13 protein-coding genes and 2 pseudogenes are annotated in these 16,282 nt (G+C 62.9%); 8 read left to right on the top strand and 7 right to left on the bottom strand.

Going from position 1 to position 16,282, the window contains the following annotated elements:
• Positions 1 to 83: 83 nt before the first annotated feature.
• Both FMZ75_RS03425 and FMZ75_RS03420 read left to right on the top strand, forming a co-directional pair.
• Positions 84 to 1,289 carry a hypothetical protein gene (locus tag FMZ75_RS03425; RefSeq protein WP_166141320.1) on the top strand — a complete coding sequence of 402 codons (1,206 nt, stop codon included), beginning with the start codon at positions 84 to 86 and terminating at the stop codon, positions 1,287 to 1,289.
• On the top strand, positions 1,286 to 2,602 hold the full coding sequence (locus tag FMZ75_RS03420) for a DNA cytosine methyltransferase (protein ID WP_166141319.1): 1,317 nt from the start codon (positions 1,286 to 1,288) through the stop codon (positions 2,600 to 2,602). Before FMZ75_RS03425 ends, FMZ75_RS03420 begins: the two co-directional genes overlap by 4 nt.
• Here the strand turns inward: FMZ75_RS03420 and FMZ75_RS03415 are convergent.
• The 3 genes from FMZ75_RS03415 to FMZ75_RS03405 all read right to left on the bottom strand — a co-directional run bounded on the left by FMZ75_RS03415 (position 2,502) and on the right by FMZ75_RS03405 (position 4,682).
• A complete protein-coding gene (locus FMZ75_RS03415) occupies positions 2,502 to 2,939 on the bottom strand; it encodes a very short patch repair endonuclease (protein ID WP_166141318.1) in 438 nt (145 codons plus the stop codon). The genes FMZ75_RS03420 and FMZ75_RS03415 overlap by 101 nt on opposite strands.
• 89 nt (positions 2,940 to 3,028) lie before the next feature.
• Positions 3,029 to 3,862 (bottom strand): molybdenum storage protein subunit alpha, encoded by an 834-nt coding sequence (locus FMZ75_RS03410; RefSeq protein WP_108915445.1) that lies wholly within the window; start codon positions 3,860 to 3,862, stop codon positions 3,029 to 3,031.
• A 7-nt stretch (positions 3,863 to 3,869) separates the two neighbouring features.
• Positions 3,870 to 4,682 carry a uridine kinase gene (locus tag FMZ75_RS03405; RefSeq protein ID WP_142862869.1) on the bottom strand — a complete coding sequence of 271 codons (813 nt, stop codon included), beginning with the start codon at positions 4,680 to 4,682 and terminating at the stop codon, positions 3,870 to 3,872.
• A 746-nt stretch (positions 4,683 to 5,428) separates the two neighbouring features.
• On the opposite strand from FMZ75_RS03405, the gene FMZ75_RS03400 reads away from it, so the two are divergent.
• Positions 5,429 to 7,066 (top strand): FMN-binding glutamate synthase family protein, encoded by a 1,638-nt coding sequence (locus FMZ75_RS03400; protein WP_207783264.1) that lies wholly within the window; start codon positions 5,429 to 5,431, stop codon positions 7,064 to 7,066.
• A gap of 475 nt (positions 7,067 to 7,541) precedes the next feature.
• Here the strand turns inward: FMZ75_RS03400 and FMZ75_RS03395 are convergent, their stop codons facing one another.
• The 3 genes from FMZ75_RS03395 to FMZ75_RS03385 all read right to left on the bottom strand — a co-directional run bounded on the left by FMZ75_RS03395 (position 7,542) and on the right by FMZ75_RS03385 (position 10,189).
• The gene (locus FMZ75_RS03395) at positions 7,542 to 8,951 is read right to left on the bottom strand and encodes a HAMP domain-containing sensor histidine kinase (RefSeq protein WP_166141317.1); all 1,410 of its coding nucleotides are present in this window, start codon (positions 8,949 to 8,951) and stop codon (positions 7,542 to 7,544) included.
• Between the two features lie 3 nt (positions 8,952 to 8,954).
• Positions 8,955 to 9,644 (bottom strand): response regulator transcription factor, encoded by a 690-nt coding sequence (locus FMZ75_RS03390; protein ID WP_166141316.1) that lies wholly within the window; start codon positions 9,642 to 9,644, stop codon positions 8,955 to 8,957.
• A gap of 275 nt (positions 9,645 to 9,919) precedes the next feature.
• Positions 9,920 to 10,189 (bottom strand): hypothetical protein, encoded by a 270-nt coding sequence (locus FMZ75_RS03385; protein ID WP_166141315.1) that lies wholly within the window; start codon positions 10,187 to 10,189, stop codon positions 9,920 to 9,922.
• Positions 10,190 to 10,466: 277 nt separating this feature from the next.
• Between FMZ75_RS03385 and FMZ75_RS03380 the strand changes: the two genes are divergently transcribed.
• From FMZ75_RS03380 to FMZ75_RS22100, 3 genes and pseudogenes are all read left to right on the top strand, one after another.
• Positions 10,467 to 12,767 carry a TonB-dependent siderophore receptor gene (locus FMZ75_RS03380; RefSeq protein WP_166141314.1) on the top strand — a complete coding sequence of 767 codons (2,301 nt, stop codon included), beginning with the start codon at positions 10,467 to 10,469 and terminating at the stop codon, positions 12,765 to 12,767.
• 9 nt (positions 12,768 to 12,776) lie between these two features.
• Entirely contained in the window at positions 12,777 to 13,982 is a 1,206-nt protein-coding gene (locus FMZ75_RS03375; protein WP_166141313.1) for a PepSY domain-containing protein, read from the top strand.
• A 77-nt stretch (positions 13,983 to 14,059) separates the two neighbouring features.
• Positions 14,060 to 14,137, top strand: a pseudogene (locus FMZ75_RS22100) (hypothetical protein); the annotation flags it as partial.
• Positions 14,138 to 14,155: 18 nt separating this feature from the next.
• On the opposite strand, the gene FMZ75_RS21465 reads toward FMZ75_RS22100, so the two are convergent.
• Positions 14,156 to 14,359 (bottom strand): hypothetical protein, encoded by a 204-nt coding sequence (locus FMZ75_RS21465; protein WP_246728749.1) that lies wholly within the window; start codon positions 14,357 to 14,359, stop codon positions 14,156 to 14,158.
• Between the two features lie 67 nt (positions 14,360 to 14,426).
• Between FMZ75_RS21465 and FMZ75_RS22095 the strand changes: the two genes are divergently transcribed.
• Positions 14,427 to 14,795, top strand: a complete 369-nt coding sequence (locus tag FMZ75_RS22095) for a LysR substrate-binding domain-containing protein (RefSeq protein ID WP_370464662.1) — start codon at positions 14,427 to 14,429, stop codon at positions 14,793 to 14,795.
• Positions 14,796 to 15,931: 1,136 nt separating this feature from the next.
• Positions 15,932 to 16,282: pseudogene (locus FMZ75_RS21280) on the top strand (hypothetical protein); the annotation flags it as partial.

Here is a 16,282-nt window from a genome sequence, read left to right as displayed (position 1 = left end):
CTGCGGAGGACCGGTAAGGGTTGCCTCGGCGGGCGTGACGAGCGAAGCATAGCCACGATGCGTCCTATTTTGCCGAGGCTGGAATGATCCTTGGGCTGAAATACTATAAGACGAGCCAATCTTCACGCGCGCCGCTGCTGCATTTCATGCTGGACGGCCTGCGATCCGCCGGATGCCGCATCATCTACGCGTCCCCTGCGGACCGCGCGCCTTTTGTCATAACTTTCGAAACTGTCTCGGGCGAGCGAATGGGAATTGTCGCCTACGCTTTTCTGGCGACGCGGACGCCCACGCGCAATCGCCCCAGCGACGAGCGCAGCTTTCAGATAAAATACGGAAGCAAGCAGGATTATGCGGACGATAATTCTCATGCGCTCTGGCAAGACCCGCTCGGCCTCTTCACGACCTTGCTGATCGGGATCGACCCGAAGGAAGGCTTCTTCATAGCCGCCGATCCAGAGGCCCATAACCCGACCAAATTCTTTATCCGCGTCGAATTCAAGGACGAGCACGCGGACGCCATCCGCCAGCATGGATGGCACAGCTGGGAGCGCTCCCGGCGCAGCGGCCCGATGGAGGAACCGGTCGAAGTGCTGGTCGGAGGAGCCCGGGAGTCCTTTCTCGACCTCATTCGCTTCGAGCGCGCCGCCTATGGCCTGCCTCCGGGCGATCGGCAGCTGCTCGCCGAAAAGCGAGAGCTCATGGGAGCAATGCGCTCGGACGCGATCGATGAAAGGCCGAGCGAGCTGGCAAAAGCGCACCCTCTTCTGCAAGAGCTCGATCTTCGAACCGAGGATATCATCGAGCTCATCGCGAACGCTCGACGGCTCAAGATGGCCGTGCGCGGCTGGGTGGCGGAAGAGCATCTGCGCGCGACATTGGCGCAGCTCGACGGCGTCACCCATTGCGAGCGTCTAGACGAGGAGGGCGGCCCCGACCTGCGTATCCGCTTCCACGATGGCCCTCTTCTGTCTGTGGAATGCAAGAATGTCTTGCGCAGGCTCAATAAGACGCGCAATCTTCCACGTATAGACTTTCAACGGACACGGGCCGCGAAAGCCGATCCATGCTCGAGATACTATTCGGCGGGTGATTTCGACATAGTCGCCGGCTGCCTTCATGCGGTCACCGAGCGCTGGGAGTTTCGATATATGCTCCCATCGTCCCTCGCGCTCCACGAGAAATGCGCCGGCAAGCTGGCCAGCAATGTGCTGGTCGACGAAAGCTGGTGGCGCGAGCCGCAGGGCGCTTTCGAAGCCGCGGCCGCTCGGCTAGGCTGGCGCGCATGACCAAGCTTCGCGCGATCAGCCTCTACACCGGAGCCGGAGGCCTCGACCTCGGATTCGAAGCCGCTGGATTCGAAACTGCCGTGGCTCTGGAGATCGACGCTCGCTGCGTCGCCACGCTGCGCGCGAATCGATCCTGGAGCGTGATCGACCGCGATATCTCCCTCGTCTCGACCGCCGAGCTGCTCGACGCAGGCGATCTCGCGGTCGGCGAAGCGGACGTTCTCATCGGCGGCCCACCCTGTCAGCCCTTCTCGAAATCCGGCTTTTGGGCGCATGGGGAGGCGCGACGGCTCGAAGACCCTCGCGCCGGGACCTTGGCGGCGTATATGCGGGTGCTGGAAGAGGCGTTCCCTCGCGCATTCCTGCTGGAAAATGTCGAGGGCCTGGGGTTTCGCGGCAAGGATGAAGGCCTCGAGCTGATAAGAACCGCGCTGCAGCGGATCAATGCGGCCCATGGCTCCCGATACACCGCGTCCATCGCTGTCCTGAACGCCGCCGACTATGGCGTTCCGCAGCTGCGCAGACGTCTATTCGTGATCGGCGCGCGCGATGGCGCGACCTTCGAGTTCCCGATGGCGACACATGTCGATCCGGCGCTCGCCGACCCGGCCGACAATCGGCCGCGCTATAGAACCGCATGGGATGCGATTCACGACATAGAGCCGGACGATCCATCGCTGGAGCCCAAGGGGAAATGGGCTCGCCTGCTGCCGAGCATCCCGGAAGGGCAGAACTATCTTTGGCACACGGAGCGCGGCGGAGGCGAGCCTCTGTTCGGCTGGCGCCGCCGATATTGGTCGTTTTTGCTCAAGCTCGCCAAGGCTCAGCCGGCGTGGACATTGCAGGCCCAGCCCGGCCCTGCCACTGGCCCTTTCCACTGGAGCAGCCGACGGCTGAGCACGCGGGAGATGGCCAGGCTGCAGACTTTTCCCGATGATTTCTCGGTCATAGGCAACGTCGCCGACGCGCAGCGCCAGATCGGCAACGCAGTGCCGTCGCTGCTCGCCGAAGCGCTCGCCCGCGCAATCGCGCGGCAGCTGCTGAATGCGCCTATCCGTGAGGACGAGCTGGCGTTGTCCCTTCCGCCGGCTCCCCCGCTTCCAGACCCCGAGCTGACGACGAAGGTGCCGCGAGCCTATCTCGCCTTGCGCGGCGACCATGACGCGCATCCCGGCACAGGAAAAGGCTACCGCGCCGAGGCGCGCGGCAAAGCTAAGTCCCCTCGTCCCGAGCCGAGGGCTGCCGAGCCAAAAACTGTCTCAGGATTTTCTCGAGCGCGTCGACATTCCGGGTCTGGCATTCCCAAACTGTGAACGAGGCCCACCCCGCCTCCGCGAGCGCGATGCGAGCTGCGTGGTCGCGCTCGACGTTTCGCGCGAGCTTGGGAAGCCAGTAGTCGAGGCGGCTCTTCGGTCGTCGGGCGAGCTTGCAGCCTTCATGCTGATGCCAAAAGCAGCCATGAACCGCGATGACCTTCCTGTGTCGTGGCAGGACGATATCGGGTGTTCCCGGCAGGCTCGAGCAATGCAGCCGATATCGAAAGCCCATTGCGTGAACCAGCCGACGCACGACGAGCTCCGGCTTGGTGTCGACCTTGCGTATGCGCCGCATCTGCGCGCTGCGATCGACGGGAGTGAGAAAGTCCGCCATGCGCGGACGACTATCACTTTTCGAGAAGCCTATCTGAGAAAAAGCCCCCCGGCCGAGAGGCGCGCTACGCCCCTCGGCCGGCGATTTCGTCAGTCGTTGCGGCGCGCGGCCGTGTGGATCAACGTGCCGACATGCTCGCCGCGCAGCGCCGCCGTGAGCCGGCCGGGAACGAGGCCGTTCACGATCTGCACATGCTCGATATGGCGCGCCGTCGCCATCACCTCGAGCATCGCCCGGTCGATCGGCAGCGGGCCCTCGTGCTCGGCCAGATCGGCCCAGCTCGTCTCGCGGATGAGCTGCGCCTTCTCGCCGTCGGGGCCGTTGGGATCGGTCGTGTAGACGCCGTCCACATCCTCCACGATGGTGAGGCCGGCGGCGCCATAGGCGTCGGCGAGCAAAAAAGAGCCCGTGTCGGCGCGATGCGGCGGAATGCGCGAGCCCGGGAACTCGTGATGGTGATAGGGCGGGAAGCCGCTGCCCACCACGGCGCGGGTCGCGCTGAGATGGATCGCCAGCTGATTGGCGATGGTCGGATGCTCGATATAGGAGACGCCCTCCGGCGCGAGCAGCGAGGCGAGAATATGGCCGTTCTGCCCGGCCTCGCTCGCGGCGAGCGGGGCCAGCGAGCCGACCGGCAGGCCGAGATCGAGACCCACGCCATAGAGATGGCGCGCGCGCACGCCGGCGCCGGTGAGGAACAGCAGCCGATGCTCGGGCATCAGCCGCCTGATCTCCTCGACGAGCGGCAGGATCGCCTCGGCGCCGCGATCCATGATGGAGCGCCCGCCGATCTTGACCACCTGCAGCCAGGGCAGCACGCGAATCGGACGCTTGCCGGCGACGGGACGGGTCAGCTCGGAGTCGAGCAGGGTCTGCCGCGCGAGCGGAGAGGCGACATGCTTGATGTTGTAGCTGTGGGTCATGATATCTTCAGCTCGCGGTGATGATGGTGCCGACATGCTCTCCGGAAAGAGCGCGGGTCATATTGCCGGGAACGAGGCCGTTGACGACCTGCACCTCTTTGACGTGACGCGCCGCCTTCAAAAGATCGAGCAGCGGGAATTCGAGAATCGAATCCTGCAGGCCGCGCTCCTTCATCTCGTCGACCGAGATTTTCGGGATGAATTTCGCATTCTTGTCGGTCTTGGGATTGGCCGTGAACAGGCCCTGCTCGTCCTTGACGAAGATCATCGCCTTGCAGCCGAATTGCTCGGCGAGCAGGAAGCAGCCGGCGTCGGTGCGATAGGGCGGAATGACGCCCTCGGCGGCCGGACGCATCCACAAATTATACGGCGGCATCCCGCTGAACACGACGGCGTTCACCTCCTCGAGATAGAGCGGCACGGCGGAGAGGCCGGCGCTGTCGACCGCCGAAATGCCGTGCTTGGCGAGCAGCTGACCGAGCATGGCCGCATTCTGGTCGGCGACGGAGGCGCCGAGCTGCGAGAGCACGCCGGCCGGTAGGCCGACGCCCGCCGCTATGGAATAAAGGTGACGCGCGCGCGTGCCGGCCCCGGTGCCGATCAGCATCTGATGCGTCTTGCGGGCGGCGACGATCTCGTCGACCAGCGGAAACACCGCCGAACGGCCGCGGTCGATGATGCTCTGGCCGCCGATCTTGATCACAGTCGCGTCCGGCAGGATTCGAAAATCCTCCGCCTTGTCCGCCGCTGCGAGAAGCTCCGCGTCGGTGAGCGACCTTTGCATGAGGATCGCCTCGAGCTCTGCTGTCGTATGGGCCATAGAGACGCCTTTCGTCCTTTGTCTGTTGTCGTCGACTACGCGCCAGTTGGTAGATTGCATCGAAGAGGCTCGCAATATGCGAAAACAATGCGGTATTGCCGACGAAGACGCAAACAATGCGCCTGTTTCATCTTCGCGGAAAAAACGCCGCAAAACGCATATTCGGCCCATGTCAGCTAGTCGCGGCGACCGGCGCGTCAAGGATGCGACAAAGTCGCACGCCGTCCATCGGCGCGCTCGTAGATCACACAGCCGACAAAGGCTCAAAAAAAGCCGCGCCTTTTCGGCGCGGCGGCGTCGGCCCCAAAGAGAGCGTCCTTTGCTCAGGAGCGCTTCCAACTCCCCTCGAGGGACTATCGGATTCACACATCGCGAAACGCTGCGTCGCGGGGGCGAGGAGGATATGCGAGGTCAGCGGCGTGATCGTCGGCCCGCCGTCGCCCGAAGCGGATGCGCCGTCCTTCTCCTCCGCAGTGGACGCCCCGCCTGCGCGCCGACGCCGCGCCCAACGACCGAACGCGCGAATTCGCGCGGCGCGGGCGGCGTCGGCCGATCGACGAACCGCCGATGCTCATGGTGCGATAGACGAGCGGCGCCGCACGCGCAGCGGCGGACCGAGCGTGATCGTTGCAAAAAGACATCGGATATGAAAGCTCTCGGCGCATTCGCCCGGCCGCCGCGGAAAAGCCGCCGAGCGGCCCTCGCGGCGCTGTTCGCCTGTCATATTCCCGGACGAGAATTCGACCATGCTGCGCCCGCTCCTTCTCCCCTTCACGCCGCGCTTCGTCGCGCTCACCCTCAGCGTCGCCGGTTTTCTCGGCTGCGTCGTCGCGTCGAAAGGCGACTGGTCGAGCGCTTTCTTTCTCCCGGCGCTCGTCTTCGGCGTTCTCGTCGCGCTCGGCGCGCATGATCTCTATCAGCGCAAACATGCGATTTTGCGCTCCTATCCTATTTCCGCGCATCTACGCTTTTTGCTCGAGAATGTCCGGCCGGAGCTGCGGCAATATTTTTTCGAGGACAATAAGGACGGTCGTCCCTTCAGTCGCGACAAGCGCGCCATCGTCTATCAGCGCGCCAAGATGGACATGGACAAGCGGCCCTTCGGCACGGAGATCGATGTTTACGAGGAGGGTTTCGAATGGCTGCGTCACTCAATCGCGGCGCAGACCGTCTCGCGCGAACATTTTCGCACGCGCGTCGGCGCCGATCTTTGCGCGCAGCCTTATGACATATCGCTCCTCAATGTTTCCGCGATGAGCTTCGGCGCCTTGAGCGCCAACGCCATTCGCGCGCTCAATCTCGGCGCGCGCAAAGGCGAGTTCGCGCAGGACACGGGCGAAGGCGGCTTCAGCCCCTATCACGCCGAGAGCGGCGGCGACGTCGTCTGGCAGATCGCCTCCGGCTATTTCGGCTGCCGCACGCGCGAAGGCGGTTTCGACGCGGAGAAATTCGCCGCGGTCGCCGCGCAAGAGCAGATCAAGATGATCGAGGTGAAATTGAGCCAGGGCGCCAAGCCCGGCCATGGCGGAATGCTTCCGGCCGCGAAAGTGAGCGCGGAGATCGCGCGCATTCGCGGCGTGCCGATGGGCGAGGATTGCGTGTCGCCGGCGGCGCATACCGCCTTTTCGACGCCGATCGAGCTGCTGCAATTCCTCACGCGGCTGCGCGAACTCTCCGGCGGCAAGCCGGTCGGCTTCAAGCTCTGCGTCGGCCAGCCTTACGAGTTTCTCGCCATCTGCAAGGCGATGCTGGAGACCGGGCTGCGGCCCGATTTCATCGTCGTCGACGGCAAGGAGGGCGGGACGGGATCGGCGCCGCTCGAATTCATGGATCATATCGGAATGCCGATGCGCGACGGCCTCGCTTTCGTGCATCATGCGCTGATCGGCGTCGGCCTGCGCGAGACGATCCGCGTCGGCGCCGCCGGCAAGATCGCGAGCGGCTTCGACATGGCGCGGGCGCTCGCGCTCGGCGCGGATTGGTGCAATAGCGCGCGCGGCTTCATGTTCGCTCTCGGCTGCATTCAATCGCTGTCCTGCCACACGGATCGCTGCCCGACCGGCGTCGCCACGCAGGATCCCTCGCGCGCCCGCGCGCTGGTGGTGTCGGACAAGGCCGAGCGCGTCCGCAATTTCCATCGCGCGACGCTGATGGCGCTCGCCGAGCTCGCCGCCGCGGCGGGCCTCGACCATCCGAGCGAATTCGCGCCGGAACATTTCTGCCGCCGCATTTCCGCGCATGAGGCGGCGAGCTTGGCCGATCTCTATCCGGCGCCCGCGCCCGGCGCTTTTCTGCGCGGCGAGATGGACGCGCGCTTTTCCGCGGCATGGCGCCGCGCGCGGCCCGATTCGTTTCGCGCCGCTCCGCTCGTCCCTTTCTCCTGAGCCGCGGCGACGCCGCGCAGCTTGTCAGACGCAGCGAATTCGCCGACGATCGCATCGATATCGCGTGCGCATTCCCATGGCCCGAGCGCATTCCCACGACCAATGTCCATGACGAGCGAGATCATCCCGGCGCCGTCCGCCATTGGACGCATCCGACACGGCTCGGCGAGCGATGGGACGCGCCGACTCGCCTTTTCAGGACTGCCGCGCGCTCGAGATCGGCGCGGGCGAGACCCGTGGCCAGCCCGCGCTCGATCGTTTCTCGCAGGATTTGACCGCGAGAGCGCGCGCCGGCGAAATGGCCCACATATCGGGCCGCGAGCGGAGGCGGATGACCCGAGCCGCCCTGCGAGCTCGACCAGACGTCGGAAAGCTCTTTATACTCGGTGGACAAAGAGCCACACGCGCAGCTCGAGCGGAAAAATGGCGCGCCGGTCGGGACAAATGTGTGAACACGTATATCATTGAAATATCGCTATGATGTTCGAGGGGGCAGCCGCAATGCCTCTGGCACGTCCGCCGTCTCTGGAAATATCAATTTAAATGTCGCACCGCCTCCCGGCGTTTCCTCCACGCCGATTTTCCCGCGCATATTTTCCATCAACTCCTTGGCGATGGCCAAGCCCAGCCCCGTGCCGGGCGTGGCTTCGCTCTTGCGCCAGAAGGGCTCGAAAATCATCTCGCGTTCGGCCAGGGCGACCCCCTCGCCGTGATCGATCACGGCGACTGTGGCTCCCGGACCGATGTGAACGACGACAACGCCGCCCGACGGCTCCGCGCGTAGCGCATTGTCGATGAAATTGGCGACGACGGCTTCGATCGCCCTGCGATTGCCGCGTGTGACGGCTCGAGGAGCGCAGGCTTCGAATTCGATCATTCGATCGCATTCGATGGCGAGCCGCAAGTAGAGAAAAACGACCTCCCGGACCGACGTCACGAGGTCGACTTCCTGATCGAGACCGACCTGCCGTTCCGTCAAGCGCGCGGCGACGAGCAGTTGCTCGACGATGGCCTGCAGTCGGCTCGCGTCGCTCAACAGGGCGCCTTTGACGGGCAGTTCTTCCAAATTGTCCAGTCTCGCGCGCAAGATCGCGATTGGCGTGCGCAGCTCGTGCGCGGCGTTGGCCGTGTAGCGGCGTGTCCGGGCGGCGCCGGCGGCGAGCCGCTCCAGAGCGATGTTAATCCCGTCGACCAGCGGCGTGATCTCGGCCGGGACCTCGCCGACCGGCAGCCGCCGATGCAGCATGTCCATATCCATGCGCGCCGCTTCGTCGGCGATTGCGCGCAGCGGCGTCAGCCCACGCCGCACAGCGAATAGTGCGGCCCCAGCCGAGATGAGCGCCGTCACGACGAAAAAGCCCGCCAACCGCCGAAAATCTGCGAGAATCGCGTAAAAGAGGTCGCTCAAGACGAATTTTGGAGAATAGACGGCCGCATGTAGCCGACCAAAAGGCGTCCGTACAGGTTCGACGAGGCCCCGCGGAGACAGCGTCGGATCGCCGGGCAAGGCGAAGTGCGTGTGCGTAGGGCTGATTTTGATCACGCCTGCCAGAGCCGCGATCAATTCTGGCGAAGAACCCGAGATCGCCTGGCTTCGCCCGGCGTCGAACACCGCTATTTTCAGGCTGGGAACGCGTCTCGCCTCGTCGCGCAGTTCGGGGATCGGATCGATGCGCAGAGAGCCTTCGTCGTCGCGCACGAGCGATGCAACGACGAGCTGGATCATTCGCGCGGAGGCTAGCTCGTCCGCCGTCCTGCCGAAAGCTTCGAAGGCGCCGACACCGGCAAATCCCAGGATGATCGTGACGATCCACCCTGTCGCGAAGGCGATGAATTGCGAAACGACCAGATAGCCGACGACGCGATTGGCGAGCGAGGGCGCCATACGTTAGGCGGTGGACCGGGGCTTCGCCTTGGCGATCATGTATCCGAGCCCGCGCGCCGAATGAATTTCGACGCCCGCGCCGAGTTCCGACAGGCGCGAACGAACTCGCGAGACGAGCGCGGTCAACGCATGCTCATGGACCTCCGCGTCGAGCCCGTAAATCCCCGACAGGAGCCGCTCTCGCGGCACGACGCAGTCGGCGCGTCGAACCAAAGCCTCGAGTAGCGCCAGTTCTCGGCGCAAGAACAATACGGGACGGTTCGCAACCGACACCGTCCGCATGTCGAGGTCGAAGGACAGCGCCCCGATGATGATCGGCGGAGTTCGACCGCCTCCGGGCCTTCGCAGGCTGGCGCGAATGCGCGCCATCATCTCGTCGAGGTTGAACGGCTTCGTCAGATAGTCGTCGGCCCCGGCGTCCAGACCTTCGATCCTGTCGTCGATGGAGTCGAGCGCGGTCAGCATCAGGATGCGGCTGGCCGGGTGCAGGCGGCGGATATGCGAAATCAGAGACAGGCCGTCGCCGTCCGGTAGCCTGCGGTCCAGCAAGGTCAAGGAATAGGAGTTGCTGTCGAGCGCGATTGACGCCCCTTCGATCGTATCGACTCGATCGACCGCAAAGCCCGCCCGTTCGATCCGGCAGGCGATTTCGCTCGCGAGTTCCGTATAATCCTCGACCAACAGAATTCGCATGGGCGCCGCTCCCAGCTTGTCCTGCGTTCGGCGTTCGGCCAATCCAGACCAACTATACCGTCGCGCCGCTATTCATAACCAGGGTCACCCTGTTGGCAATAGGGCTCTGCGGGATCGGAAAAATGGAGACGATCACGAATCGGAGAAGACTGTGGCGCCCAAGACACAGTCTCCCGTTTTCTCGATCACCCTGCCAACCATGAGGTTCGCATGACCTTTCGCGTCTAGTGTCGTGTGTAGACGACCGCTTGAGGTCCCGGATTTGGGGGCAGAACTCACTCGATCGAGAAGGCTCCCGGTTGGGAACGAGCGTGATGGTCCAGGGCGAGCGCGAGCAGAGTGACAAAGTGCGCGGAGGGCGGCTTTCGGCGCGTCCGGCTGTCGCCTGCTTGGTGGCGCTGTTCGTCATTTTGCAAGGCCTTGCGTCCGTCGGGTCCTTCTTCGTCCGCCGCGGCGATGGGCCGGCGAATGCCTTCTTCTCCACAGTCGCGTTCTGCGCGGCCGGTTCGCCTCATGAAAAGGCGCCGTCGCAGCAGCCCATACATTCTCAATGCTGCGTTCTTTGCGGAGCACGCGACTATGACGGCGCCTCGGTCGCCGTCCTGACGCCCGACTCCCCGACGACGGCACCGGCGGCGGCGCCAAGTTTGATAGCGACAAATTTTGTCGGAGCGCCTCCGCCGCCGGTGTCCGGCTGGGCCAGTTCCTGGTCGTCGCGCGCGCCACCGTCTTTCTCCTGACCGACTGCAGGCGGCCGCAGGGCCGCGCCATGTTCGTCCCAATCTGCGTGGCGGCCAGCGCGCCGTCTCAGGAGAGCTTGATATGTTCCGTTCGATCTTGTTGCGCGGCGTTTCCGCCGGCGCGTTGGTTTTCGCGTTTTTTCCAGTGATTTCGGCTGCGCAAGAGGCTTTGCCCGCGATCGACATCGCCGCCGAGCGGGGCGGCGCCGCGCCCGCCGGCGCCGGACCATCCGGTCGCGGCGCCAATGGCGAGGGAAACGGAACCAGCTATACGGCGGCGAAGGCGACGTCGGCGTTGAAGACCGACGCTCCGATCCTCGATACGCCGCGGTCCGTCCAGGTCATTCCCAAGCAGGTGCTGGAAGACAATCAGGTCTTGAATACGCAGGAGGCGGTCAAATTCGTCAGCGGCGTGCAGACCGCCCCCGGCGTCTATTACGATAATTTTCTCATTCGCGGATTCGGCACGGGCGGCAATGTCTACCGCAACGGACTCAAGTTGTTCACGGTCTCTGGAGCGGAAGATCCGGCCTTTATCGATCGTGTCGAAATCATGAAGGGCCCGGCCGCCATGCTCTATGGCCGCATCCAGCCCGGCGGCCTCGTCAATTTCGTGACCAAGAAGCCGCAGGAGGAGGCCGCCCGCAGCGTCGAGGAGCAATTCGGCAGCTGGGGGCTCGCCCGCACTACGGTCGACGCCACCGGTCCGGTCACTCTCGACAAGTCGCTGCTCTATCGCGTGATTGGTGTCTATGACCACGCCGATAGTTTTGTCAACTTCAAGCATCGCGACAATGGCTCGGTCTTGACCGCCGTGACCTGGAGGCCGACGACGCAGTTCGAGGCCAATGTCGGATTCGAATACAATAACCTCTCGACAACCAATCGCGGCATCTACGGTCAACAAATCCCCGCGCTGGCTCTTTCCTACAGAGTGCCGTGGCTGACCGGTCGGCCGGCCAATCTGCCGCGCAATTGGACGCAGAACGTTCCCGGCATGTACGACAATCTCCCGGATGTGATGGAGCGCGTCCTCGTTTCGGCGGACTGGACCTACCATTTCAACGATCAATGGAAGGTGACGAACAGGGCGCATTATCAACATGTCGATGAAATGCAGCATATCGTCATTTCGCGCGGCTTCGATCTCGCGACGGGACTTATGAACCGCAAGGTGACATGGAACCGGTTCTATCGCGACACCTGGTCGCTCAATCTCGATCTGAGCGGGAAATTGGAAACCGGTCCTTTCGAACATAATTTGCTGTTTGGTTTCGACTTCTATGATCACAGGCAAGTGCTCAAGGGAGACAATCCAAACGCAAGCGCCGCTCAGCCGATTCCGTCCTTCAACATTTGGGCGCCCTATTATGGCGATATCGGCTATTCGGCTATCCAGGGTCAGATCGGTCAGGCGTCGGGCAACATCTTGCAGCGCGTCAAGCAGCAGAACTTCGGCTATTACGTCCAGGACGATATCTCCTATGACGACTTCATCCATTTTCTGATCGGCGGCCGTTACGACGTCGCGTTCGACGCGCAGTCGGAGATTTTCGGAACGCAAGCAGGCTCGACCTGCTTTCCAGCTTGCGACGGCCACTACAATCCCTCGTGGAAGGGGAATCCGACCGAACGCAAGATTTCGCCAAACGGCGGACTGTTGATCAAGTTGACGCCGGAATATTCGATCTACGCCAGCTATTCGGAGTCGTTCGGCACGTCCAACGCCGCCGCGGTGAGCGCCGACGGCAGGCCGTTCAAGCCGCAGGAAGGGCAACAATATGAATTGGGGGCGAAAGCAAGCCTCTTCGGGGGAAAGGTGACGGCTTCGGTCGCGGCCTTCGATCTCTATCTCAAGAACGTACTGGCTCCCGATCCCTCACGCCCCAATACGATCTATCAGGTCGCGACGGGCAAGGTGCGCAGTCGCGGCGTCGAACTCGACATCGCGGGCCAAGTGACCGACAATATCAGCCTGATCGGCAGCTACACCTACGACGACGCCATCATCATCGAAAACAGCACCACAGGGACCGGCGCGCTTCTCGGCAAGCGTTGGGCGGGCGTGCCGCGCCATGCGGGCAACCTATGGGCGAAATACGACACGGCGCCCGGCCAGAAGGAGGGGTGGGCGTTCGGCGCCGGCTTCTACGCCAATGGCCTCCGTCAGGGCAACAACACCAATTCCTATCAACTGCCCGGCTATGTCACCTTCGACACGATGATCGGCTATCGGACGGTCGTCGAAAACTTTCCCGTCGAGGCGCAACTCAACGTCAAGAACATCGGCGATGCGAAATATTTCGAAGCTACCGATGGCGGGCTCAACGCTTATTACGGCCAGCCCAGAACATTCATCGGATCGTTGAAGGTGAAATTTTGAGAGGGCGTCATGACGGAAGTCGAACTGCCCCGGCTTTCCCTCTTCGCGAGGAGGCCGGTCGCCCTCTCCGGTTCGCGCAAGGTCTGGCTGACGATCCATCTCTGGATCGGCCTCGCGGTGGGGCTGTTTCTATCTCTGATCGGCGTCACCGGCTCGGCCCTGGTGTTCTTTCACGAGATCGACGGGTGGCTGACGCCGGCGCTATCGATCGCCGATGCGCCGCCGCAGGGCCACGCCGCCTGGCGTACGCTCGAGGACATCACGGCGGCTGCGAAAAAGGCCGTTCCCGGCGAGCCGACCGGTTTCTTCGTCTATTATCCAAACCATCCGCGCAAAGCCTTCTGGTTCTTTTTTCCTCTGCGTGCGACGGAGGACGCGCCGACCGATGTCGTGAACGTCTTCGTCGATCCTCATACGGCGACAGTGACCGGCGCGCGGCTGCATTATTCCGGCCGCAATCCCTTCGAGAACAGCCTGACCGGCTTCCTGTTCAAGCTGCATTATGCGCTGCTCATGCGCGATCACGGCATGCCGATCGTCGGCCTTCTGGCCATCATCGCGCTGATATCGACAGTGACCGGCATTGTCTTGTTGTGGCCGCGCAATGGTAAGTGGCGGAACGCTTTTGCGCTGAAATGGCCGGCGAGGGCGGAGAGATTGAACTATGACATTCATCGGCTCGTCGGAATGTTTTTCCTTCCTGTCGCTCTGGCAGTCATCGTTTCGGGCGTCTCGTTCAATTTACCTGAGCAATTCAACGCCATTGTGGAGGCGTTCTCGCCGATCACCAAAATCGAACGCTTGCGTTCCGCGCATGGAACCGAAGGGCCGACGACGCTCGACAAGGCCTTTGCCGCCGCCGCCTCGAGATTTCCGGATGGGAGAACAGAATCCTTCAGTCTTTTGCGGCCCGACGGACCGTATGTATTCAAGCAGATGTTTCCGATCGGCTGGGGGCTGGAAGGCCGCCGAACGATCTACATAGATCGATATGGCGGCGACGTGCTGCATGTGAACGATCCGCTCGCAGGCGACGGCGACGGCTTCATGGCGTGGCAATGGCCGTTGCACTCCGGCTACGTAATGGGCTGGCCGGGCCGTATAGCGGTTTTCCTTTTCGGCCTGAGCTGGCCGTTGGTCTTCTTCACTGGCGTTGTACGTTGGCTGCAGAAACGGCGAGCACATCGCTTGGTCGAGCGAAAGGCGGTTGCGTGAACCGCCAACGAATAGATGATACCGCAATGTCTTTCATAGCGATCGGAGGATGAGCGTTCCAATTTTCAGGGGCGTCGATTTTCTATTCTCTGGCCGTCGCCGATCGCGGCAGTTTCAGCCGGGCGACAGAAGCGATAGGTACGCGACAATCCGCTGTCAGCCGTCGCGTTCGCTCACTGGAACACGAGCTCGGCGTATTTCTCTCCGAACGGCGTCCGCCTGACGGTCGCAGGACAGAGTTTCTCGATCGAACGCGGGTAGCCTTTGCCGAAATCGATCGAGCGATGAGCAATGCAAAGTCTGTGCGGCGCGGCATCGACGGCGCGCTTGGCATAGGATTCCTTCCGTCGCTCGTTCCCCGACATCTGGACGACCAACTGCTCGAAGCCTATCGCGGCAGTTATTCCGATGTAGCGATCGAGATTTTCGAAGGCGCAGTTCGCGATGCTCTTTCAGCGGGGCATCGGCGTGGCGTTTTGTGTCGAAGGAGCCGCCACCGCGCAATGCGATACGGAATCGCTCTGGGCAGGAAGCGTCCATGCGGCGCTTCCCGAGACGCATCCGCTCTCGGGCTGCGAGGTCGTCGAGTGGGAATTCTTGCAAGAAGAGCACTTCATTCTTGGGTACGACGCGTCAGGTCTCGCGCTCGACAGACTGGTGGCCGATCGTATCGCGGAAACCGGAGGGCGAATGTCTTACGTCGCTCGTGACATTTCCCGAAACGCTGTCAGGCGGCTCGCTGCTCTGCATTTCGGCGTCGCGTTGGCGAGCGACGCATGCGTCCGCATCGGATATGCTGGCGTCGTTTTTTGACCGATGCAGGGAGAGAACGACCGACTGTCTTTCTGCGTCGTCTGGCTTCCGGGGAACGATAATCCGGCGCTACGGCGCTTCCTCAGTCTGGCGCGCTCTATGTCGACGGAGCGGCGGGCGTCGCGGACATAGGCCGGTTTGCGGTGAGCACGAGTGAGTTCGGCGCGCCGTCGATCCGCTCCCTACATCTGCAGATAGGCGCATCACGAACGACGATCGATTTGCAGATCGCCAGCGCAATGAGCGCATTGTGGACGAATCCGAGCAATGTGCGCCGGCGCGCCGACGAGATTGGATTCCATGTTCTTCGATCTGCGTCCGCCATGCACGAATACCGCACGTCGCCGTACGAGAGTTTCCCTCCTGTGGCGACGCGAACGCTCTCGCACCGACGTTTTTCCGGCGCCTATTCGACACGGCCGTTGACGAATGACGCCGCCTTCATGTAGTATTATAGCGTAGATTAGCGTAGTTCTGGAAGAATGTGCAGTTGATGGCAAGATAAAGCGAACTGACGTTCGCGCCTCGCTGCGCTCGTAACTGGTTGTCTGCACATTGGTTTTTGCAGGCTACAAATGCGCAGGCATGATACGGCGCGATGTGTCGCGGTTTTCGCCTGAATCGAATTTGTTCGTATTTGCAGCATGATAGAGACGCACGTTCGAGAGGCGCGACGTGGCATGCCTCGCCGATTCTACGCTACAGTCGGTATTTTCGCGCCTGACTGCGATCGGAGCTCGAGGGCCGTTGCGCAGACCGATTTCACCGCCGATCGTCTCGCCATGGCGAGCGACGACAGAGACGAATTCCACATTCGACCCGGCCGGTCCCGAACTGGCGGAAGGAGCGTTCGTCCGCGCTCACTTTCCTTCGTCCGACAGGTCGAGATCGCCGTCCAAAAGGCCGGTGGCAATCCCAGCCGGATCGATTGAGGTCCGGCGTTGGCGGACGGCCGGAAAGGAGAAGGAAGCGGCCGGTTCAACGCGCGGGGACGAGGCGCGAAGGTGGCGGCGTCGCTGCCGAGAGACGGCGGCGGCTGGCAACGCGACTCCGCCGGACGGTTTCGATCGCGACGCGTCGTCGTCAAGGCGCGGGTCGTGAAGCTCAACCGGCAACGCGGAACGCGCGGTCCAAAAATGCACGGCGCCGCGAGCAAGGCCGTCGACGCCCATCTCCGCTATCTCGAACGCGATGGCGTCACCCCCGACGGCGAGAAGGGCCACGCCTATTCCGCTTTCGAGAACGAGGCGGACGGTCGCGCCTTCGTCGAACGCGGGCGCGAAGATCGCCACCAGTTCCGCTTCATCGTCGCGCCGGAAGACGCCAGCGACATGGCCGACCTGCGAGGCTTCACCCGCGACCTCATGCGGCAGGTAGAGAAGGACCTCGACACGAGCCTCGACTGGATCGCTGTCGACCATCACAACACCGGCCATCCTCACACCCACATCATCGTCCGGGGCGTGCTCGACGACGGCCGCATCCTC

Origin of the sequence: Methylosinus sp. RM1 (genome assembly GCF_011378635.1) — a bacterium.
GTDB classification, from domain to species: domain Bacteria; phylum Pseudomonadota; class Alphaproteobacteria; order Rhizobiales; family Beijerinckiaceae; genus Methylosinus; species Methylosinus sporium.
This window is presented reverse-complemented; position numbering and strand designations above follow the sequence as displayed.